We start from the raw sequence: 16,623 nt of genomic DNA on the forward strand, positions 1-16,623 counted from the left end.
GATTTTGTTTGGGCGGTGCCACCTCTCCTTGCGGGTGGCACCGTTTTTTATTAACGATCTGGCAGCCAGTCCAATACAAGGTTCATGGTCTGGGCAACGTGCACTGTCATCGCTTCGCGGGCCGCTGTGCCATTGCGGTCCGCCAACGCAGAGATAATCGCCTCATGCTCCAGAATGTTTTCTTCCATTAAGCGCGGCGGCATTTTCGAAGCAAAGCTCAAGGCGCTCGATACGCTATCGTTTTGCAGTTCCTGGATTAACTCATGTAAGCGCTCGTTGTGGCTGGTCACGGTAATCAAGTCATGGAAAGAGCGATTGTGCTGCAACCATTCTGATCCCTCTTCACTGCGTACGCGCGATCGCAAGGTGCGGGCATAGTCAGACTGATGCTGCATCAGGATTTCAAGGTCTGTATCTTTAATCCAGTCCACGGCTAATTGTGCCGCCAAGCCCTCTAGCTCCGCCCGAATCTGAAAAGCTTCCCGGATGGACTTGGCTGAAGGGATAGCAACAATTGTGCGTCCGGTCTTGGTTAGTGAAGTCACACGACGAGCCTCTAAAAAGCGCAAGGCTTCTCGAACAGGGGTGCGGCTGGTTTGAAACTCCTCCGCCAGTTCGTACTGACTCAAAGAGTCGCCGGGTCGGTAATGACCGGACTGGATACGTCTAAGGATTTCGTCTGCGATTTCGGTTGAGGATCTCATGGGATACGTCTGGTTAGCTTGCGGCCAGCAGGAGTTGTAGTTATGCGCTATTTCATACAGAGAGCCTGAAGGCCTGGGCTGGTTTGCTGGTGCCCGAGTTGTAGCTAAGGGGCTTGTCTCAGTAAGGGAAATTTGTTTTTCTTAACTGAAGATTATATACAGAATCCAGTTTTAATAAATAAGGATCCCATATCGCACAGCTGCTGCAGTCCTTTACAATCGAACTATTGTTCACTTTGTGTAGAGAGCCTGCGCCATGACTGATGATCAACGCGCTTTGCAAGCCAGTATCCGTGCAGAACTGGGCATCACGGATCACTTTGATGTTCAAGCAGAAATCGATCGCCGTGTCCGCTTTCTTAGTGACTACCTGCTGCGCACTGGCTGCCGTAGTTTGGTGCTGGGCATCAGTGGCGGGGTGGACTCTTTGGCGGCGGGTTGCCTGTCGCAGCGGGCGGTAGAGCAGGCTCGCCAGCAAGGCCATCAAGCCCAGTTCATTGCCGTGCGTTTGCCCTACGGCGAGCAAGCTGACGAAAAGGATGCGCAAAGCGGCCTGACGGTCATTCAGCCGGATCAAACCTTAGTAGTTAACGTCAAGCCAGCGTCCGATGCCATGCTGGAGCAGTTGTTGGCGTCTGGTTTGCAGTTCCGCGATGCCGCTCAGCAGGATTTCTTGATGGGCAATATCAAGGCCCGCCAGCGCATGATCGCGCAATACGCCATCGCGGGTGCTAACGGTGGCCTGGTGGTGGGTACGGACCACGCAGCAGAGGCCTTAATGGGTTTTTTCACCAAGTTTGGTGACGGTGCTGCTGACATCACCCCTTTGGCTGGTCTGAATAAGCGCCGTGTGCGTGCTTTGGCCAGCGCGATGGGCGGGTCTCACGAGCTGGTCTTTAAAGTCCCTACCGCTGATCTGGAGAGCCTGAGCCCCTTGAAGCCGGATGAAGATGCCTTTGGTGTCAGCTATGAGCAGATCGATGATTTTCTGGAAGGCAAAGAAGTGGCAGAGGAAGCGCTGCTCATTATCCTGAAGACTCATGGCACGTCTGCGCATAAACGCGCTTTGCCGGTGGCGCCTTGAACGCTTGGTTTTTATCTCCTCAGACCAACGGGCTAAAGGCCCATATCATCAGTATCTAGATGATTGCCAAGGCAAGCTGATAAGTATTTAAGCTGGACGACGCCCTTATTTTGTAGCACACCCCAAACGCCTGACTGTTCCTCGGCGTTCAATGTGTAGCTCCAAAATAAGGGCGTATTTTTTTGCTCTGGGGAAAAGAATTTGTAGATGGATGGCGGGGAGTTTGACTTACAAAACTGGAACATCAGCATTGGTATGCGTGTAAGAGTGCTTGCCGTTTAAGCAGTTGCCTAATAGCAGGAGTAGACTTGGCAAATCGAAGCACGATGCACAGTCGTTTTCAGGTGGCCCTGTTGTATCCCTTTGGTTCAGCTCAGGCAAACCACAAGGGATTGCAAACACTGTCATGCCTAGGCTTGAAGTTGTTCTGAGTGTGGTGACTGCTTTAGAGCTTTTTCCCATATCAAACGGTAGTATCAGCTTGTTGTAAGAAACGGGTATTCCTCGGGCTGTGATCATGCTATCGTCAAAAAACTTTCGGGCACCGACCCATGCCCAGACCAATAGACACGAGGGTCTCCACCGTTTATGCAACCTGTCTTACCCGCATTCTTAATCGCTCGCTGGCTGCTGCTGCTTTTGCTGGCCGCGGGCGTCTATTTCCTGAAGGGATTTCTAGTCCCTGTCTTGGCTGCGTTGATCATCGGCTTGGCCAGCTGGCCCTTATATAAACGACTGGTTGTACGCTGCAACGGCCGCAACGCATTGGCGGCGACGTTAGCATTGCTGGCCGTGATCCTCGTCCTGGTTGTGCCCCTGTCCTTGGCCTTGTCCTTTGCAATCCAAGAAGCCAGCAGTTTCATTACTTGGGCCCTGGCGGCGAACCGATACGGCACACCTACTCCCGAATGGATTAAAGCCATGCCCCTGATGGGCGAGCGCCTGACGGAGTATTGGCAGCTGTATCTGGGAGAGCCACACGCCTTGGGTGAGCTGGTGGAGATGGTTAGCGGTCAGCATCTGGGCAATATTTACCGCATGGTCTTGTCCGCAACTGGCAACGTCTTTCATCTGTTGCTGACGGTGCTGTTCATGCTGATCACTTTGTTCTTCATCTTTAAAGATGGGGACAGATTGCTGGCCCAGCTGGATATTGTTGGCGAGCGTATCTTGCCCACCCGCTGGCAGCGCTTTTCCCGCGTTGTGCCTGCAACGGTTAACTCCACCGTGACCGGCATGGGCCTGATCGCATTGGGCGAGGGCGTGGTTCTAGGTATCGCCTATTGGATTGCCGGTGTCCCATCGCCAGTGCTGTTGGGGGTGATTACCGGCTTCATGGCCTTGATCCCCGGCGGCGCACCGCTGTCATTCACCTTGGTCTCTCTATACCTGGTCGGTTCGGGTCATCTTGTCGCTGGTGTAAGCCTATTCCTGTGGGGTGCGATTGAGCTGTTCATCGTTGATAAAACACTCAGGCCTCGCCTGGTAGGCGGCCCGGTGAAACTGCCATTCCTACCAACCTTCTTTGGTCTGGTTGGCGGTGTGCAGACCATGGGTATCGTGGGCCTGTTCATCGGCCCGGTGCTGATGGCATTGCTGGTAGCGATCTGGCGAGAATGGATTCGCAATGGACAGGTAGCCGCAGTTGAGCATTCAGAGTAGGGCGCTTATCTGGCTGGATGCCTATCCCGCCAGCTTTGATCTTGTTTATCGGCTTAACCAGCTGTGACAAAGCGGGTAGAAAACACAGGTTTGATAGGGCTTAGAGGCCTTTTTTTAGAGTGCGGGAGCAAAAACATAAAATTTTTACTCCCGCACTTGCCAAAACCACCCAGAATCTGCGTATAATAACTTTCTTTCCTTCCAAGCCTGGATTCCCAGGTTGCCATACCTAGCCCGGGTGGTGAAATTGGTAGACGCAGGGGACTCAAAATCCCCCGCCGCAAGGCGTGCCGGTTCGATTCCGGCCCCGGGCACCACTAAAAAATCCCTAGTGTTCACAAGCACTTAGCGCGATTCAAGTCATAGCCCCAGCACGGCACTCTCCCAAAAAGCTGTTTATCTATAGTTTCAGTACGCTTGCTGCGTTCTGAGGTTTTTCTATTGCCTTAGATAAATTACTGCTGCGTACGCCATTCCCCTCAAAACATGTGAAGAGCTCTTCTCAGCAATCGACCTATTGCTCAGGGCTTATAGACACACTTTTCCTGGTGGTCCCCTCCTTGGCATGGGTACGAGGTTCTTCAGTTCGCTTACTGCCAAGGTACTGGCAGTGACCACTGATCACGTGATTGCTACCATGCTTGAAATCTTTATCGTGACGGGCGTGAAGCTCTTTTTGTTACAGAGGGCATATGAGGCCGGAGCTGCCTTGGCTGGTGGCATCTTGTCGGCAGATATCACTTTGCGAGATGTTGCCCAGGCTGCTGCGTTGCCCGTGACTCTTGGGCTAAACAGGCAAAGTACAAGACGAGACCTGCAAAGTGTGCAAATGGTCACGGCTGGTCGTTTGAGCCATCTTGCAGCGGGGAACTCGATGCTCAATCCCGCCTATCGTCAGCACGTTATGGAAAGGCTACAGAAAATCCAGTGGGGCCGCCAAGGTGGCACTGCGGGCAAAGGAGATTGGCGATGTTTACGATCAATGAGCACCACGCCCTGCTGCGTCTAATGCGGGTGTCGATGGGAGGCGTTCCCGATAGCAAATCCATCGCTCACTGGCTACAGCAATGGGATCGCATGAATGATCCAGCATCCTTAACTGCGTTGCAGGCTGATCTTGTCTTTAGCCGCGCTAGAGACGTTGAGGAAATAACGCTGGCTGCAAATCGCACTGGAGCCAAACCCTCTACCCTCGGTCGCCGTGAATACGAAAACTTCATGGAGATCATTGCCCGCTCCTACCCGTTACCGAGCCAGGAGCATGAACGCTAAGAGGGTTTGAGTCTTGTAGTGTCTAGAGCAACCCCCTTCGGGTTGCATCCCGCGTCCGATCTTGCCGGACAGGCTGCTGGGGCAGGTTCAGCGGCTTTGCCTTGCTCCTGCCCCTTGCCAATAGGCTGTAAGGCATCCATGTGCATCAAGGGTGAAGGCTACGCCCAACATCCTCGCCCGGTCGCCCAGGTGGGTGCTGCGGCTTCCGGTGTTGCCCTTGACACCCATAGGCGCCAATCACGGTTGGAGACCTCTTGACTTGTCGGATTGGGATTCCTTGGTCATGACCAAGGAATTCAAGGTTGAGTGGGTTAGTTCGGGATGCTTAGTAGTCTGTGAGCAATCAGATAAGGTGCATTACATCAACAGAAAAAACCTTGACCATGACCAAGAAACGGATGGGGGTAAGGACTATTGCAGGATAGGCTAACCGCCGGTGAATTGTCATACACGCAGTGTAGACACAGGCAAAACCCTCTTGGTAGGTGTTGATATGAATTCTGAGAAGACTAGTTCGATTTTGAGCGTCAGGCTACGGCCAGAGGTACGAGCTCAATGGGATGAGTATTGTTTGCGTATAGGAAAAGCACCAAGCACAGCCATTAAAAAAGCTATAGAAAAGCAACTTGATGGATTACAGGTCAGCAGACCCAGGACGATTTTTAAGCTAGTGGAGGAGGTTCAACACAACTCAAAAAAACGGTTTGAAATTATGCTGACGGACTCTGAAAGAGATGCTCTAGCAACTAGAGCCAGTGAGGAAAACTGCTCTGTGCGGCAGTTTGTGATCGATGCGCTACGAGCCGCTCTTAAGCATGAGCCACAGCTTTCAATGCAAGAGATTGAAATCTTGGGAGAGTCTAACTTTCAGCTCTTGGCGGTAGGGCGAAATTTAAACCAAATTGCCCCGCGTTTGAATGAAGGAAAATACGAACCTGTATTGTTGAACGTATTGAAGAGCTTAGGGAAATTATCGACGCACACGTCCAAAAATCAAGTGACAGCATTAGGGCAAATATTGAGAGGTGGAATTTTGGATGAGCGGATTTTGACTGCCCGCTTGTAATGGATATAGTTACTAATCAGCACCTAATAAGAACACAAGAATCCGAAGAATTAATTTTCATCCTGATTCCTACAAAAGGAGTAAATCCAAGACTTGTTAGCAATTAACGAGTGTATATTCCGTCGATTACTTATTAGAATAATCGTTGAGGTGAATTTACATAAGGTTGTAAGGAGAAAATAAGAGTGATTGGGAGATTTACTGGGGAATCTGGAAAACGACTGCGTATTGACGCGTTCACAGGCCAAAAGCTGGTCGGCGGCGACAAGGCTTTGGCTGTGGAATTGGCAGACATGGCTGAACTGATTTCGGTTAAGAGTGGAGACGCCATAATCCAGCAAAACGATATCGATAACGACTTGTATTTCATAATTGCCGGGGCGTTCGACATTGTCGTCAATGCTACACGGATCCGCCGGCGATTCTCCGGTGATTCGGTTGGGGAGATGTCAGCTGTAGAGCCGGTCCAGAAACGATCTGCGACGGTTATCGCGGCTGAGGATTCTCTTATCGCAAAAATCACAGAGCAGCAACTGAGTGAGCTTGGCAGCCGGTACCCGGACATTTGGCGCCGGATGGCAAAAGAACTCTCTCAACGCTTGAGCGAACGTAATCAGTTCATAAGTGCGAAGCGTGAAAAAATTCGGGTTTTCGTAATTTCTAGTGCTGAAGCGCTTGGAGTCGCACATCTGCTCCAATCAATGTTCGCACATGATAAGTTCCTGACAGTGCCGTGGAACCAGGGGGTGTTCAAAGTTGCAAACTATACGCTTGATGATATTGAGTATGAGTTGGATCAGTGCGATTTTGCGGTGGCGATCGCGCATGGCGACGATGTTACCAATTCCCGTGGCAATGAATGGCCCGCCCCGCGCGATAACGTAGTCTTCGAGCTTGGCCTATTTATGGGACGTCTTGGCCGCAAACGTGCGATCTTAATGGAGCCGCGCGGTGAGGGCGTCAAGCTTCCGAGCGACATGGCTGGCGTGACGACGATCCCCTATGTGTTCGACGAGTATACCGATACAGAGGCGAAGTTTGGTCCGGCGGCGGTGGCGCTCCGGAAGCACATCATGAGCCTTGGGACGATCTCCTAACAAGCCCGAAAATCGATCCTTAACCCGAAGGTGGCCTGTGTAGTATCTGACTTCGGCTGAGTAATCACAAGGGAGTGCTAATGGCTTTGGCTGATGATTTAAAGAAATGGGTTGATGAAACTTTCGCTGGTGAATGGGAAGTTCAAGAGACTGCTGGTGTCCCTAATCCCGAGGGCTTGCGCCTCAACTCCAACCATGCGAAAGACCTTAAGGCCGCAACGGTTCTTTACGCAGACTTGGATGGGTCTACCGATATGGTGAACACCAAGAAATGGCAATTCAGCGCGCAGATCTACAAGACCTTCTTAAAGTGTGCGTCTGACATCATCAAGAACGAAGGGGGTGTCATTACTGCTTATGACGGAGACCGAGTGATGGCAGTCTTTACTGGGAGTCTGAAGAGTACGTCCGCAGCTCGGTGCGCCCTAAAAATTAACGCCGCCGTCCTAGATGTCATCCAGCCAGCCATTGCGAAAAGATGGAAAACGGATTTTGTCTTGAGGCATGTCGTTGGCATTGATACAAGTCAACTGAGAGCTGCGCGAATCGGTGTGCGTGGAGATAATGACCTCGTTTGGATCGGGCGAGCTGCGAACTACGCCGCCAAGCTCACAAGTCTCCCCGGCAAGCCAACTCGCATCACTGCCGACGTCTACAACATGTTGGCTGACGAATTAAAGTACTCAAATGGAGTGAATATGTGGACTCAAGAGTATTGGGAGAACATGGGAATCTTTACATATACGTCAACGTGGAAATGGGCCGTGTAGCATTTCTAGCAGGGTATCGTTCTAGCTCTCGCCGTCTGGATAGTTTAGTACTTCTGTTCTCAGGAGATGGGTTCCAGGCTCATCAATTATGTCTGTTGCCCTCCATTGTACAAGTGGCTATCTACCTATCCCAAAGACCTATTTTCTTTGGTAATCGCTCGTCGCTAAGCTGCCGTTTGTCAGTCTGGGAACGCCCCTTCCGTACCGCGATTGCCGCCGTTCCAGGCTGCATCGCTTGAATTATCGGCTAGCATATAAACCTGTGGATTGCAGCTCTTGGATAACCATTTCCTATCTGTTGCTGCCGTTCGCGTAAGATGCCCTCGCTTGTCACAGTTGTCTGCAGCCCAACTTTTTTATGCGTCGATCAAGCTCATATACAGTGTTGGTCAATACGTTTCCAGGCTCCTCATCTGGCGCATAGGTAAGTGGCGTGTATCCGATGGGCGTTAGCCCCTTAAAGTCCGATGGCATTTTCAGATCGGGACCACCATTCGGAACGAGCAAGAAGGTGCGGCCTCGCTTGAGACGGGACATGAAGAACCCTAGTTCAAATAGCACATTGTCACGCGGTGCGGCGGACTTCTTGTCTCTCGAATAAACGATGTCGTCCGGGTGTGCAATTGCAACCCCGAAGTCAGCCATATCGACCTGTTGTTCAAGAACTTCTATCGGGTATGCTCCGGGCGGAAAAATATCGTCGTCAGACCAGAGGGTGGAGTCTGCATCAGAGTATCTCAAGCCGTATCGGATAGCCTGCGCGACTTCGAGGCTTTCCTTTGAGCTGATAAAGAACACCCGTGGTCGCGTGTTTGGTGGTCTGATTAGGCTGTTTCGCTGTGCTAAGCGATTTGAAAGCTCGCGTGCAATTAGTAGATAAACCTTTGGTTGAGACTTAGCAATTTCGTCCAGCGTCTGGGGGGAAACCTTCAACGCGATGGTTTGTTTAGTTGCTGTGACCGTAGCAGTACGTGTCACGAGCGGGTTTACGGCAGAAATCTCGCCAACAGTCTGCCCCTTTTCGCGTGGATAAAGCAGCATGCCTTTCACAGACAGCATGACTGTACCCAGAAGCAGGAAGTACATATCCCGGTCTGCTTCCCCTTCTTTGATGAGAACTGTTCCTTGAGGAAAGCTCACTACTTCGCCTGCTGATGCGAATGCTTTGGCAACCTCTTGATCACCGCGAATGATTGTTTGATTTAATAAAGTCTCGGTAAGCAACCCGTGATCTTTAAATCTTTCTAGCACTTCCATATTTTTCTCTTATTGCTTGTTTTAGAAAAAAACAATCGATAACCCTTCTTCGTTAATACCATCAACGTCCTTACTTCTCAAAGTGCAGCGGACCGGTATCTGGCCAGGTCGAAAAGCATGTGTTGAGCCTCGGAGTTTTCCTTGTGAATCAAGTTTGACCACCAAGAGGGCCAAGAAGGTTGAAGCCTGGTCTATATCCTCGACCAGTTGCTGCATCTGGCTGAAATCTTCCGAACTTGGCGTTGCTGGATACAAGGGGTGCGAATGCCATTCGCCCAAGTAGTTAAACTGCTCAGGGCGATTTCCCATGCGCTCATGAAAACGCCGGATGAACTTAACATGCTGGATAGGATCCCGATCAAAATGACTCGCAGTACCATCGCGTTGAACTGACAAATCGAGAACGAGAAATCTCCCATCAGCCACCTGCTCAGCAGCGAGTACGCCGCCAATTTCATTCGGGCCTGCTGCTTCTAATTCCCTACGGAGCTTTCGGATACAGTGGCTGTTGAGTACTATTTCGATCACGGCTGTGCCTTAGCCCCGGATGAGTAGCCGTTTGAATCAGGGCATGGGTCATCCACGATGGATGCATCGGCCACGCCGATGGGACGCGTGTCAAAAGGCTGATCGAAGATCCACTCTTTACGCAGACCAATCGCATAAGCTGAGTGGGGGTACTCGCTGTCTTGTCCACTGCGCAGCAGGTCAGCTGCAAAGTGCGTGAGGTGCGCGGAGATTACCGAGACATCTGCGTCGTCGGCAATCAACGGCGGCTGATCATCTGGCCCGGCGGCGTAGTCAATACCTGCTGAAGGTGGCGGTTCAGGATGCTCTGGGCTGTTGAGCCAAGAATAGATACTATCTCGTACAAGGTTAGGCGCTGCTTCAATCCCTGGTCGGCTTCTGGCGATGTAGCCTCCAAACCCTCCACCGAATACACGACCCCAGACCATTGGTATGAGTTTGTCTTCAGACACTGATGCAGCATAGATGAACCCTTGTCCGCTGCCCGTGGTTTCGACAATCAGATCACACGTTTGCAATTGAGCAAGGCAACGCATTAGGGTATCCACAGATGTCTGACCACCAAAGTGATTTATCCACTTGTCAACAGCCACGCAGCTGTTGATTCGTTGGAGGAGGTCAATCAGTCCATCGACCTTATGAGCGCCAACCCCTTGCCAGTCGAGTTCATTGCGGACCAGATTTCCTACGTGCAGGATATCGGAATCGACGAGGAAAAATTTTTCAACGCCCATTCTTGCCAAGGACGTTGCGACTTTGCTTCCCATCGAGCCGCAGCCGAGGATGGCTACCCTCATTTCTTTGAGTACTTCGTTTTGCGCAGGGGTGCGTTGTTGCTGATCCATATGGATACTTGTGACGTTAAAAACACGGTTATCTAGACTGAGAAACAGAGCAATGACTCTATTACCTATCAACCCGACAATGAGGCTTGGAACGTGGAATGGGATAGATGAGAACGCTGCCCAACGCTCAGCACAAGACATCTCCTGGGCTGTTAATGCTATATGCCTCTGGTCGCCCTCCGTAATGGCTGCAATCCGACCGCCTTCTCGTTGAGTGTCACCGATAGTTGATGGGATAGATTGGTCTACCCACGATTCGTGTTGCGCTGAGCCTGCAATGCCGGTAGCGATGAAGATGCACGTGTCGCCAACAAAATTCGTCTTTACGTCCAATATGGAAGGCGTAGTTACTCTACTTTTGACCGTGCTGATCAGCTCATCGCTCAGTACAAGTCGTGTATTACTCCAGCTAAGTGCTTGACCGTAGGTGAAGCGATGCTCAGACGGGACCACTCCCATTTGGCCGGAGGCGTCGTCCGCGGCTCCTTCTGTATCCAATAAATGCCGCGCGCTTCTAAGGATATCTGCACCGTCATATGCCTTGCGCCAAGTATCGGCGCGCAACTGTAAGCAAAGTTCCCCATTGCCCCATTGATGAGTCGACCAGCGTTGTCCCGCCTGTCGTGGGACTAGGCGCGGTGGCGCGCCTGGATAGATGAAGGGATACTCCAGTCGCGCTTGCCGCAGTTGACCGCCTCCAGTGAAATCAACGTCGACGTGAGCGGACTGTGCTGCGGCATTGAGAGTCCAGTCAGCTCTCGCCACCCAACCTTCATCTACCAGTGCAGCAAGAGCTCTCTGTTCATGTGCTAAGCGCCGTGGGCGCAACTCAAACCATGCCATTAGGAAAAGCCTGCAAGGGTCCTAGACGGCTCGGCTGTGGCCTTGAAAGAGAATCCTGCGGCTGCAGCTGTCGCTGGTTTTAGGAGAGAGCTTGAGTTAGTTGACCCTTTGCTCTCCTCCTTGGGCTCTAAAGCCTCGATAGCTGCAGCGTAATCGAAGTTGGAGCGTCGTCGGTCGGTCTCAAATAGATCCCGAAATGCCTGGGGGGCGTGGGTATACAGCCCCGGTCCAATAGCCGTTTGGCGGCCATTGCAACGCTTTTGTTCTGTTTCAGAGTCAAGCACTGACCGACTGATGCAGCATCGAATCATTTCAGACTTAACCCCTAGCCGGGTCACAGCAATGAATGCGTGCTCCAAGCCGATTGCCAAGCCCAAGCTTCCAACATCAATACCTTCGGTTTTCAGCTCATTCAGAGCGACGGCAAAGCTGCTGCGCATTGCCGCCGCGCACAGCATTGCGTTTTTTGCCGTCTCTGCATTATCAGTTGTTGCTGAGGTACCTTCGACTAAGATGCCATGAATACAGTCACCAATAAATCGGATTTTCTTGCCTGCAAAATCCTCATAAAGCACAGCATCGAGCTCGCTACGCAGCACGTGGAGTGTCTTGATGGCATCGATCGCCTCATCGTCATCATTAATCCGCTCTTCCACATATTTGGTGAAGTTATCGATGTCGGCATAAATGGAAGTCGCCTCCTGTCGACGAGAGTTCTTCGGTGTCAACACTTCTAGGTCAAGGTCGCTATATGGAGGTGTGTGCCGTGTGAATTCGAACTTCCCGATTGGGTTGTCTTGCAGGTCCTTTTCCCAATCCTTAACGACTCTATCCACAGTTATGCTGAGGTCGGCCTCCTCTTGTGATTTCGTGATTTGCTTCTCAGTGAGAGCGGTCGTGTAATCGTTGATCGCCTTATCCCACCCTGCTGCAGCACGAGCGGCATTGGTAATAAAGATGCCCTCAACATTTAAGTCGTAACTAGCCCGTTTTGCAGCTTGGTTTGCTGGATTACCTAAAAACAGAGGTTCACGGCCGCGCCGGCGGCCGTTGTTAACTGCGAGGGCCTTTCCCGTGTCGATTCCTATCCGGGTTTTAGCAGCCGGAAGTGGGTCATCCTCGTTCTCGCCAATCCGGGAGAGGGCATCCCTAATGAGCTGGGCAGTTGCAACCGCTTTATGCACGCGCGCAGCCTCATCATTGTATGGCTTGGCAAATACAGCGTGTAGTCGCTGGTTATGGAAGTCAACCTGAATGGCTTCAACGCTCTGCAGAATGTTTCTGACCGCTCGGTAATGGTTATTGAGAAATCGAAGGGCACGCTTATGTGAGCGCTCGCCATCGACCACAGTGGTTTCCAGCAGCTCTTTGATGTTACTGATGTCGACATAAAGGTGTACGCCATCAACCCGATAAGCAACGTTTGTTCCAAGACTGCTCAAGTCGGTGTCGCGCACGTAGTTCTTGATCGTTACGTTGTTGACTTCCGCCAAGCGTGTGGCGATCCGCAATTTCGCGTTGTCCTCTTTCCAAGTTCGCTTTGGCATACACCCCTCTCATTAGCACTTTCGAGTAAATAATATAAAGCACTATATATAGTGCTTTTTTAAAAGTCAATACACTATATGTGGTGTTTTTTGAGGGGTGTAAGAAGATGGGAATATCTATTGTTTTGATGGAGCCCTGCTCATTAGGCTCTTTCGATTTCTCGCTCATGGTCTATGCTTTAGCAGAGATTGGATCAACCGATCGACAACTTCCGAGACAGTAGGCATGATGACCTCTTGACAAACCTCAATAGGTGAGTATGGGTACAGGGCAACCTTGGAGGAGTGTTCATTTGGACCTATGTAAGCCTGCTGTCAGGAAAAGTGCTGCTCAACGGCTTGTGACGGTCGAAAGAAATAATTTGTGAATATTAAAATAAGCCCAAAACTCTTAGTTACCTCCTACGCTACTATTTTTGGCTTGTCTGTTGATGTGGTTAATGAGTTCCTGGACACTAATTTCGCCTTCAATATATTTCGCGGCTTCTGTTAATGTCTCCTTAGGAACAATTAAGCCCTCCAACTCTACCGACGCCTGAGCAGCATCAGAAGCAGCCTGTCGTTCAGTTTTGTTCATATCTATCACCCTCATTGAAGAAGCCACGTACTCAAAGCTCACAGACCAGAAAAGATCAGCGCGACCACGAATAGAGAAATGCAGTACACCCCAACCCTGACCAAGAATATTCCTACATGGGTGCTGCCATGCGTGCAAACAAATATGCAGCGATCTAAAAACTACGTCTTTCTCCCTGGCTTGGTCGGACATGAAGCAGCTGGGTAGATTTAGCAAACCATCCCTTGATTTCGGTACAGTATCGGTACAGTGAGTAGCTTTCACTAAATTGCGCTAAGTTGACTAACCCACTGATTCTTAAGTTATTTATGGTGTTATTATATCAACTTAAGGTGAGTGGTTTTACCTCACAAAGCAGTGTTTCTTCGCGACTCAAAATCCCCCGCCGCAAGGCGTGCCGGTTCGATTCCGGCCCCGGGCACCACTCAAAAATCCGTAGTGTTCACGCGCACTTAGCGTGATTCAAGTAATAGCCCCAGCACGGGCACTCTCCCAAAAAACTTTTTATCTATAGTTGCAGTACGCTGATTGCGTTCTGAGTTTTTTCTGTTGCCTTAGATAAGTTGCTGCTGTGTGAGACATTTCCCTCGACGCATGTGAAGAATTTTTCGTAGCAATCGACCTATTGCTCGGGGCTAAAGACACGCCATTCTTGGTGGTCGCGATCCTGTGTTCCGGCAGTTAGGTTTAGTGGGGCTTGCTGCGGCCATGCTGGATACCGATCCCTTTTTCATCGCAATGTTTATGGCTCCGGTGACGGCCAAGTGGTTCGAGAGCTGGGTTGGGCAGGTGATGCCCCCCATCATGTAGTTAGTCTAAGTGACGACTACCTTGGCCTTTGCAGCACTTCCCCTCGTTCAAGGCATCACTTTATCGGGTTTCTCTCAGCGCCATGACCCGGCTACCGGGCAGTTGTGTGACGATTATTTGTACTCTGTGAATGTCGATCGTTCCCAATGGTCTGAGCTCAATTTCGAGGCTCTAGAGATGATTGACGTGGTGGAGGCGCTTGCTCAGTTTGACCTTCGGCGCAACATGAGCAAGACAGGTGTATTTAAGGCGATTGAACCCTTTTGATCGTGGCTTGCTGCACGTGTATGCCACAGTGGATCAGAGGAGCATTACAAACTTTCCCACCACCCGATAGCGATGGGTGTTATCGGCATCCAGCTCGATTACTTCATAGCTTGGGTTGGTAGAGCGGGGCTTCAAGAAAATCCGTTTATGTTCCCAGCCATCCTGGGTATGGGTTTTGGTGCTTTCATATTCTTTGACGGTGAATCTTGTCCCTTCTTCGCCATCTTGGGGAGCCAAGCATTCCACTAGAACGATCTTGCCGTTCCGGCTCCCCCCCGTGTCTTGGCGGAACAGGCAGGTGGAGCCATTCGGGATGATCTTGTTCATGGACTCACCCACAACCCTGCAGGCAAACATACCTTTTTTAGGTTCTACATTCTCTGGCACGCCAACCCATTGTTTCTGTTCTATGTACTGCTGTTCGCTGAAGTTGCCGGCGGCGGCTTGCAGATCATACAGAGGAACGGCATTCACCCATGGCACTAGCTTTGGTGCTGGTGGCTGTTCTTGGGGCTGGGTGGGAAGGTAGCTGGGAATATGCTGCCTCAGGTACTCGCGCAGCGCAGGGTCGCAGGCATACACGTAGGTGCCTTTGATTCCCCGAAGCATGATGGTTTTGTAGATATTGAGGATGTATTGCTTCAGTTCGCTCGCAGTTTTTCTGGAGTGTTTGCCGTTGCGGTCCAGATAGTTTTTCTCGTCGATGACGATTTCGTTGGTGGCGCTGTCGTAGCTGATCTCTTTCCCGAAGATAACGCCGGTGTAATTCAGGTCGTAGCCCTGGGTTGTGTGAATGCAGCCGACCTCATTTTCTGCGCCAGCTGTGTTAATCCAGTCTGTATTGGTTCGATTCCAGCGCAGTTTTACAGTGTCTATTTCAATGTCGTGAAGGTTGGGGTCTTTCTTGGAGTCCCAAGGCCAGGCGTAGCCTGCTACCAGTCGAGCCAAGCCATACTGATGGTTCTTTTGCTCAATTTTCTCGACTAAATCAGCCGCATTATCAAAGAACAAAAACTCATACTTTCCAGCCTTGAGCTGCTCCTTGTCTGAGAGCCTGATATGAAGAAGTCGGTCAATGAAATCAACGTAGTCCTGGCCTGCCTGAACGCGGTATTGAGAGGTCAATGTCATGACCTTCGCATGTTCTGATTGCTTTATCTTTTGGAAATCCGCTGCATTCGCATCCGATGGTTTGATCGATTGATTAGGGTCGTAGAAGAAAACCGCTTTTTTTGCTTTTTGCGTCACCCAGTTCACTTCGCTGCAGGTGTGTTTGTCCAAATTCAATTTGGCGCATGCATCGTCGAAATGTTTAAAGTAAGAGCCAAGGTTTACCCGTTGGCGTAGTCGGTGTGACTCATCGACCAGGACGATATCGTAGTCCTGCTGAGCCAGTCTTGATGGGTTGATCACCATATCGGGATGCAGGCCCGCCACGTTCTTAAAAGCGCGTTTCAACGTGGCTCGAAATGAGGCCATTGGAACGACTAGTGCCATGCGGGGTTCGGGGTAACGCCGTTTGAACTGCGTCAGAAGGGTACGAAGCTTGCTTTCTTCTTCCGAGAATTCCTGCAAATTCAGCTCTGCTTCGTCGGTGTGGATCAATTTGAACAGGAAAATTGCCAAAACGGACTTTCCGGTTCCTGCACCACCTTGCACAAGCAAGTGGCGCAAGTTGTCATCTAACAGAGCGCGCATGATTTCAATCAGGCTCTGGCGTTGGTCGAATGACAAGGCTTTGTAAGGGGAGTATTTGAAAACATCCGAGTTATCAATCGACTCTAGCGAGTGCTTGGCGATCCCCTGGCCACGTAGCTTGTCCCAGACCTCCCGGAAAATTTGGCTGTAGACTTCGTCTTTTTGATAGTAGTTGTGATCGGTCAGGCCAAGATTTCCGTTGAGCAGTTCGAAGCATCCATCAGCAGCCATGTACTTGATCAGAGTGGACTCGATATCAAGCGTGGCGGATTTGTTGAAATGAGAACTGCTGATCAAATGAGCGGTGTTGAGCAGTTTTTTATGCTCGTGCAGCAGGTGAGTGTTCAGGCGGTTCAGCGCACTGGTCGTTTCTCCGACATAGGCGCGGCGCTTGGCTTCGTTGCTCAGAATGTAGACCAAGGGCCAGTTCCCAGCGGCATAAGCATTGGATCTTATTTCCGCCAAGGCAATGTTTGAGAACAAGTATTGGTTTACTTCTACAAGATGTGGCTGACTCATGGCTCTGGATTAATGGTCTCTATTTTTATTAGTAGGTTTTGCTCAGTTTCTGTCCGTTTGACATGGCCTGTAAATCA

Annotated in this window: 15 protein-coding genes and 1 tRNA gene; 9 read left to right on the forward strand and 7 right to left on the reverse strand. The window is 50.7% G+C overall.

Features of this window, described 5'->3' with window-relative positions; all coding sequences use genetic code 11:
• Window positions 1–50: 50 nt before the first annotated feature.
• Window positions 51–704 (reverse strand): GntR family transcriptional regulator, encoded by a 654-nt coding sequence (locus AC1RSM_RS09475; protein ID WP_492931860.1) that lies wholly within the window; start codon window positions 702–704, stop codon window positions 51–53.
• Between the two features lie 256 nt (window positions 705–960).
• On the opposite strand from AC1RSM_RS09475, the gene nadE reads away from it, so the two are divergent.
• The 7 genes from nadE (at window position 961) to pycC (ending at window position 7,655) form a co-directional block, all read left to right on the forward strand.
• Window positions 961–1,788, forward strand: coding sequence for an NAD(+) synthase (gene nadE / locus AC1RSM_RS09480; RefSeq protein ID WP_492931862.1), 828 nt, complete (start codon window positions 961–963; stop codon window positions 1,786–1,788).
• 588 nt (window positions 1,789–2,376) lie between these two features.
• Complete coding sequence (locus AC1RSM_RS09485; RefSeq protein ID WP_492931864.1) at window positions 2,377–3,450, forward strand: AI-2E family transporter; 1,074 nt, start codon at window positions 2,377–2,379, stop codon at window positions 3,448–3,450.
• Window positions 3,451–3,682: 232 nt separating this feature from the next.
• Window positions 3,683–3,767 (forward strand) — tRNA-Leu (locus AC1RSM_RS09490).
• Window positions 3,768–4,419: 652 nt separating this feature from the next.
• Window positions 4,420–4,722 carry a hypothetical protein gene (locus AC1RSM_RS09495; protein WP_492931866.1) on the forward strand — a complete coding sequence of 101 codons (303 nt, stop codon included), beginning with the start codon at window positions 4,420–4,422 and terminating at the stop codon, window positions 4,720–4,722.
• 493 nt (window positions 4,723–5,215) lie between these two features.
• Complete coding sequence (locus AC1RSM_RS09500) at window positions 5,216–5,788, forward strand: plasmid mobilization relaxosome protein MobC (protein WP_492931868.1); 573 nt, start codon at window positions 5,216–5,218, stop codon at window positions 5,786–5,788.
• Window positions 5,789–5,973: 185 nt separating this feature from the next.
• Window positions 5,974–6,885 carry a Pycsar phage resistance system effector protein PycTIR gene (gene pycTIR / locus AC1RSM_RS09505; protein ID WP_492931870.1) on the forward strand — a complete coding sequence of 304 codons (912 nt, stop codon included), beginning with the start codon at window positions 5,974–5,976 and terminating at the stop codon, window positions 6,883–6,885.
• Window positions 6,886–6,965: 80 nt separating this feature from the next.
• Window positions 6,966–7,655, forward strand: a complete 690-nt coding sequence (pycC, locus tag AC1RSM_RS09510) for a Pycsar phage resistance system uridylate cyclase PycC (protein WP_492931872.1) — start codon at window positions 6,966–6,968, stop codon at window positions 7,653–7,655.
• A 330-nt stretch (window positions 7,656–7,985) separates the two neighbouring features.
• Here pycC and AC1RSM_RS09515 read toward each other — a convergent pair whose 3' ends face one another.
• From AC1RSM_RS09515 to AC1RSM_RS09535, 5 genes are all read right to left on the reverse strand, one after another.
• Window positions 7,986–8,912, reverse strand: a complete 927-nt coding sequence (locus AC1RSM_RS09515) for a TIR domain-containing protein (protein WP_492931874.1) — start codon at window positions 8,910–8,912, stop codon at window positions 7,986–7,988.
• Window positions 8,913–8,933: 21 nt separating this feature from the next.
• The gene (locus AC1RSM_RS09520; protein ID WP_492931876.1) at window positions 8,934–9,440 is read right to left on the reverse strand and encodes a M67 family metallopeptidase; all 507 of its coding nucleotides are present in this window, start codon (window positions 9,438–9,440) and stop codon (window positions 8,934–8,936) included.
• Window positions 9,437–11,128 (reverse strand): ThiF family adenylyltransferase, encoded by a 1,692-nt coding sequence (locus tag AC1RSM_RS09525; protein ID WP_492931878.1) that lies wholly within the window; start codon window positions 11,126–11,128, stop codon window positions 9,437–9,439. The genes AC1RSM_RS09520 and AC1RSM_RS09525 overlap by 4 nt, the downstream gene beginning before the upstream one ends.
• Window positions 11,128–12,675 carry a nucleotidyl cyclase domain-containing protein gene (locus AC1RSM_RS09530; protein ID WP_492931880.1) on the reverse strand — a complete coding sequence of 516 codons (1,548 nt, stop codon included), beginning with the start codon at window positions 12,673–12,675 and terminating at the stop codon, window positions 11,128–11,130. The genes AC1RSM_RS09525 and AC1RSM_RS09530 overlap by 1 nt, the downstream gene beginning before the upstream one ends.
• A 391-nt stretch (window positions 12,676–13,066) precedes the next feature.
• On the reverse strand, window positions 13,067–13,252 hold the full coding sequence (locus AC1RSM_RS09535; protein WP_492931882.1) for an antitoxin VbhA family protein: 186 nt from the start codon (window positions 13,250–13,252) through the stop codon (window positions 13,067–13,069).
• Between the two features lie 669 nt (window positions 13,253–13,921).
• On the opposite strand from AC1RSM_RS09535, the gene AC1RSM_RS09540 reads away from it, so the two are divergent.
• Window positions 13,922–14,062, forward strand: coding sequence for a hypothetical protein (locus AC1RSM_RS09540; protein WP_492931884.1), 141 nt, complete (start codon window positions 13,922–13,924; stop codon window positions 14,060–14,062).
• A 9-nt stretch (window positions 14,063–14,071) separates the two neighbouring features.
• Window positions 14,072–14,329, forward strand: coding sequence for a hypothetical protein (locus AC1RSM_RS09545; protein WP_492931886.1), 258 nt, complete (start codon window positions 14,072–14,074; stop codon window positions 14,327–14,329).
• Between the two features lie 33 nt (window positions 14,330–14,362).
• Here AC1RSM_RS09545 and AC1RSM_RS09550 read toward each other — a convergent pair whose 3' ends face one another.
• Entirely contained in the window at window positions 14,363–16,546 is a 2,184-nt protein-coding gene (locus AC1RSM_RS09550) for a DNA/RNA helicase domain-containing protein (protein WP_492931888.1), read from the reverse strand.
• Between the last annotated feature and the right edge of the window lie 77 nt (window positions 16,547–16,623).

The organism is Alcaligenes sp. GW821-FHT11D07, assembly GCF_058808495.1.

Excerpts from the sequence above, each read along its gene's own strand:
- AC1RSM_RS09475 (WP_492931860.1), bottom strand. The coding sequence starts at position 704 with ATGAGATCCTCAACCGAAATCGCAGACGAAATCCTTAGACGTATCCAG.
- nadE (WP_492931862.1), top strand. The coding sequence starts at position 961 with ATGACTGATGATCAACGCGCTTTGCAAGCCAGTATCCGTGCAGAACTG.
- AC1RSM_RS09485 (WP_492931864.1), top strand. The coding sequence starts at position 2,377 with ATGCAACCTGTCTTACCCGCATTCTTAATCGCTCGCTGGCTGCTGCTG.
- AC1RSM_RS09495 (WP_492931866.1), top strand. The coding sequence starts at position 4,420 with ATGTTTACGATCAATGAGCACCACGCCCTGCTGCGTCTAATGCGGGTG.
- AC1RSM_RS09500 (WP_492931868.1), top strand. The coding sequence starts at position 5,216 with ATGAATTCTGAGAAGACTAGTTCGATTTTGAGCGTCAGGCTACGGCCA.
- pycC (WP_492931872.1), top strand. The coding sequence starts at position 6,966 with ATGGCTTTGGCTGATGATTTAAAGAAATGGGTTGATGAAACTTTCGCT.
- AC1RSM_RS09515 (WP_492931874.1), bottom strand. The coding sequence starts at position 8,912 with ATGGAAGTGCTAGAAAGATTTAAAGATCACGGGTTGCTTACCGAGACT.
- AC1RSM_RS09525 (WP_492931878.1), bottom strand. The coding sequence starts at position 11,128 with ATGGCATGGTTTGAGTTGCGCCCACGGCGCTTAGCACATGAACAGAGA.
- AC1RSM_RS09530 (WP_492931880.1), bottom strand. The coding sequence starts at position 12,675 with ATGCCAAAGCGAACTTGGAAAGAGGACAACGCGAAATTGCGGATCGCC.
- AC1RSM_RS09535 (WP_492931882.1), bottom strand. The coding sequence starts at position 13,252 with ATGAACAAAACTGAACGACAGGCTGCTTCTGATGCTGCTCAGGCGTCG.
- AC1RSM_RS09550 (WP_492931888.1), bottom strand. The coding sequence starts at position 16,546 with ATGAGTCAGCCACATCTTGTAGAAGTAAACCAATACTTGTTCTCAAAC.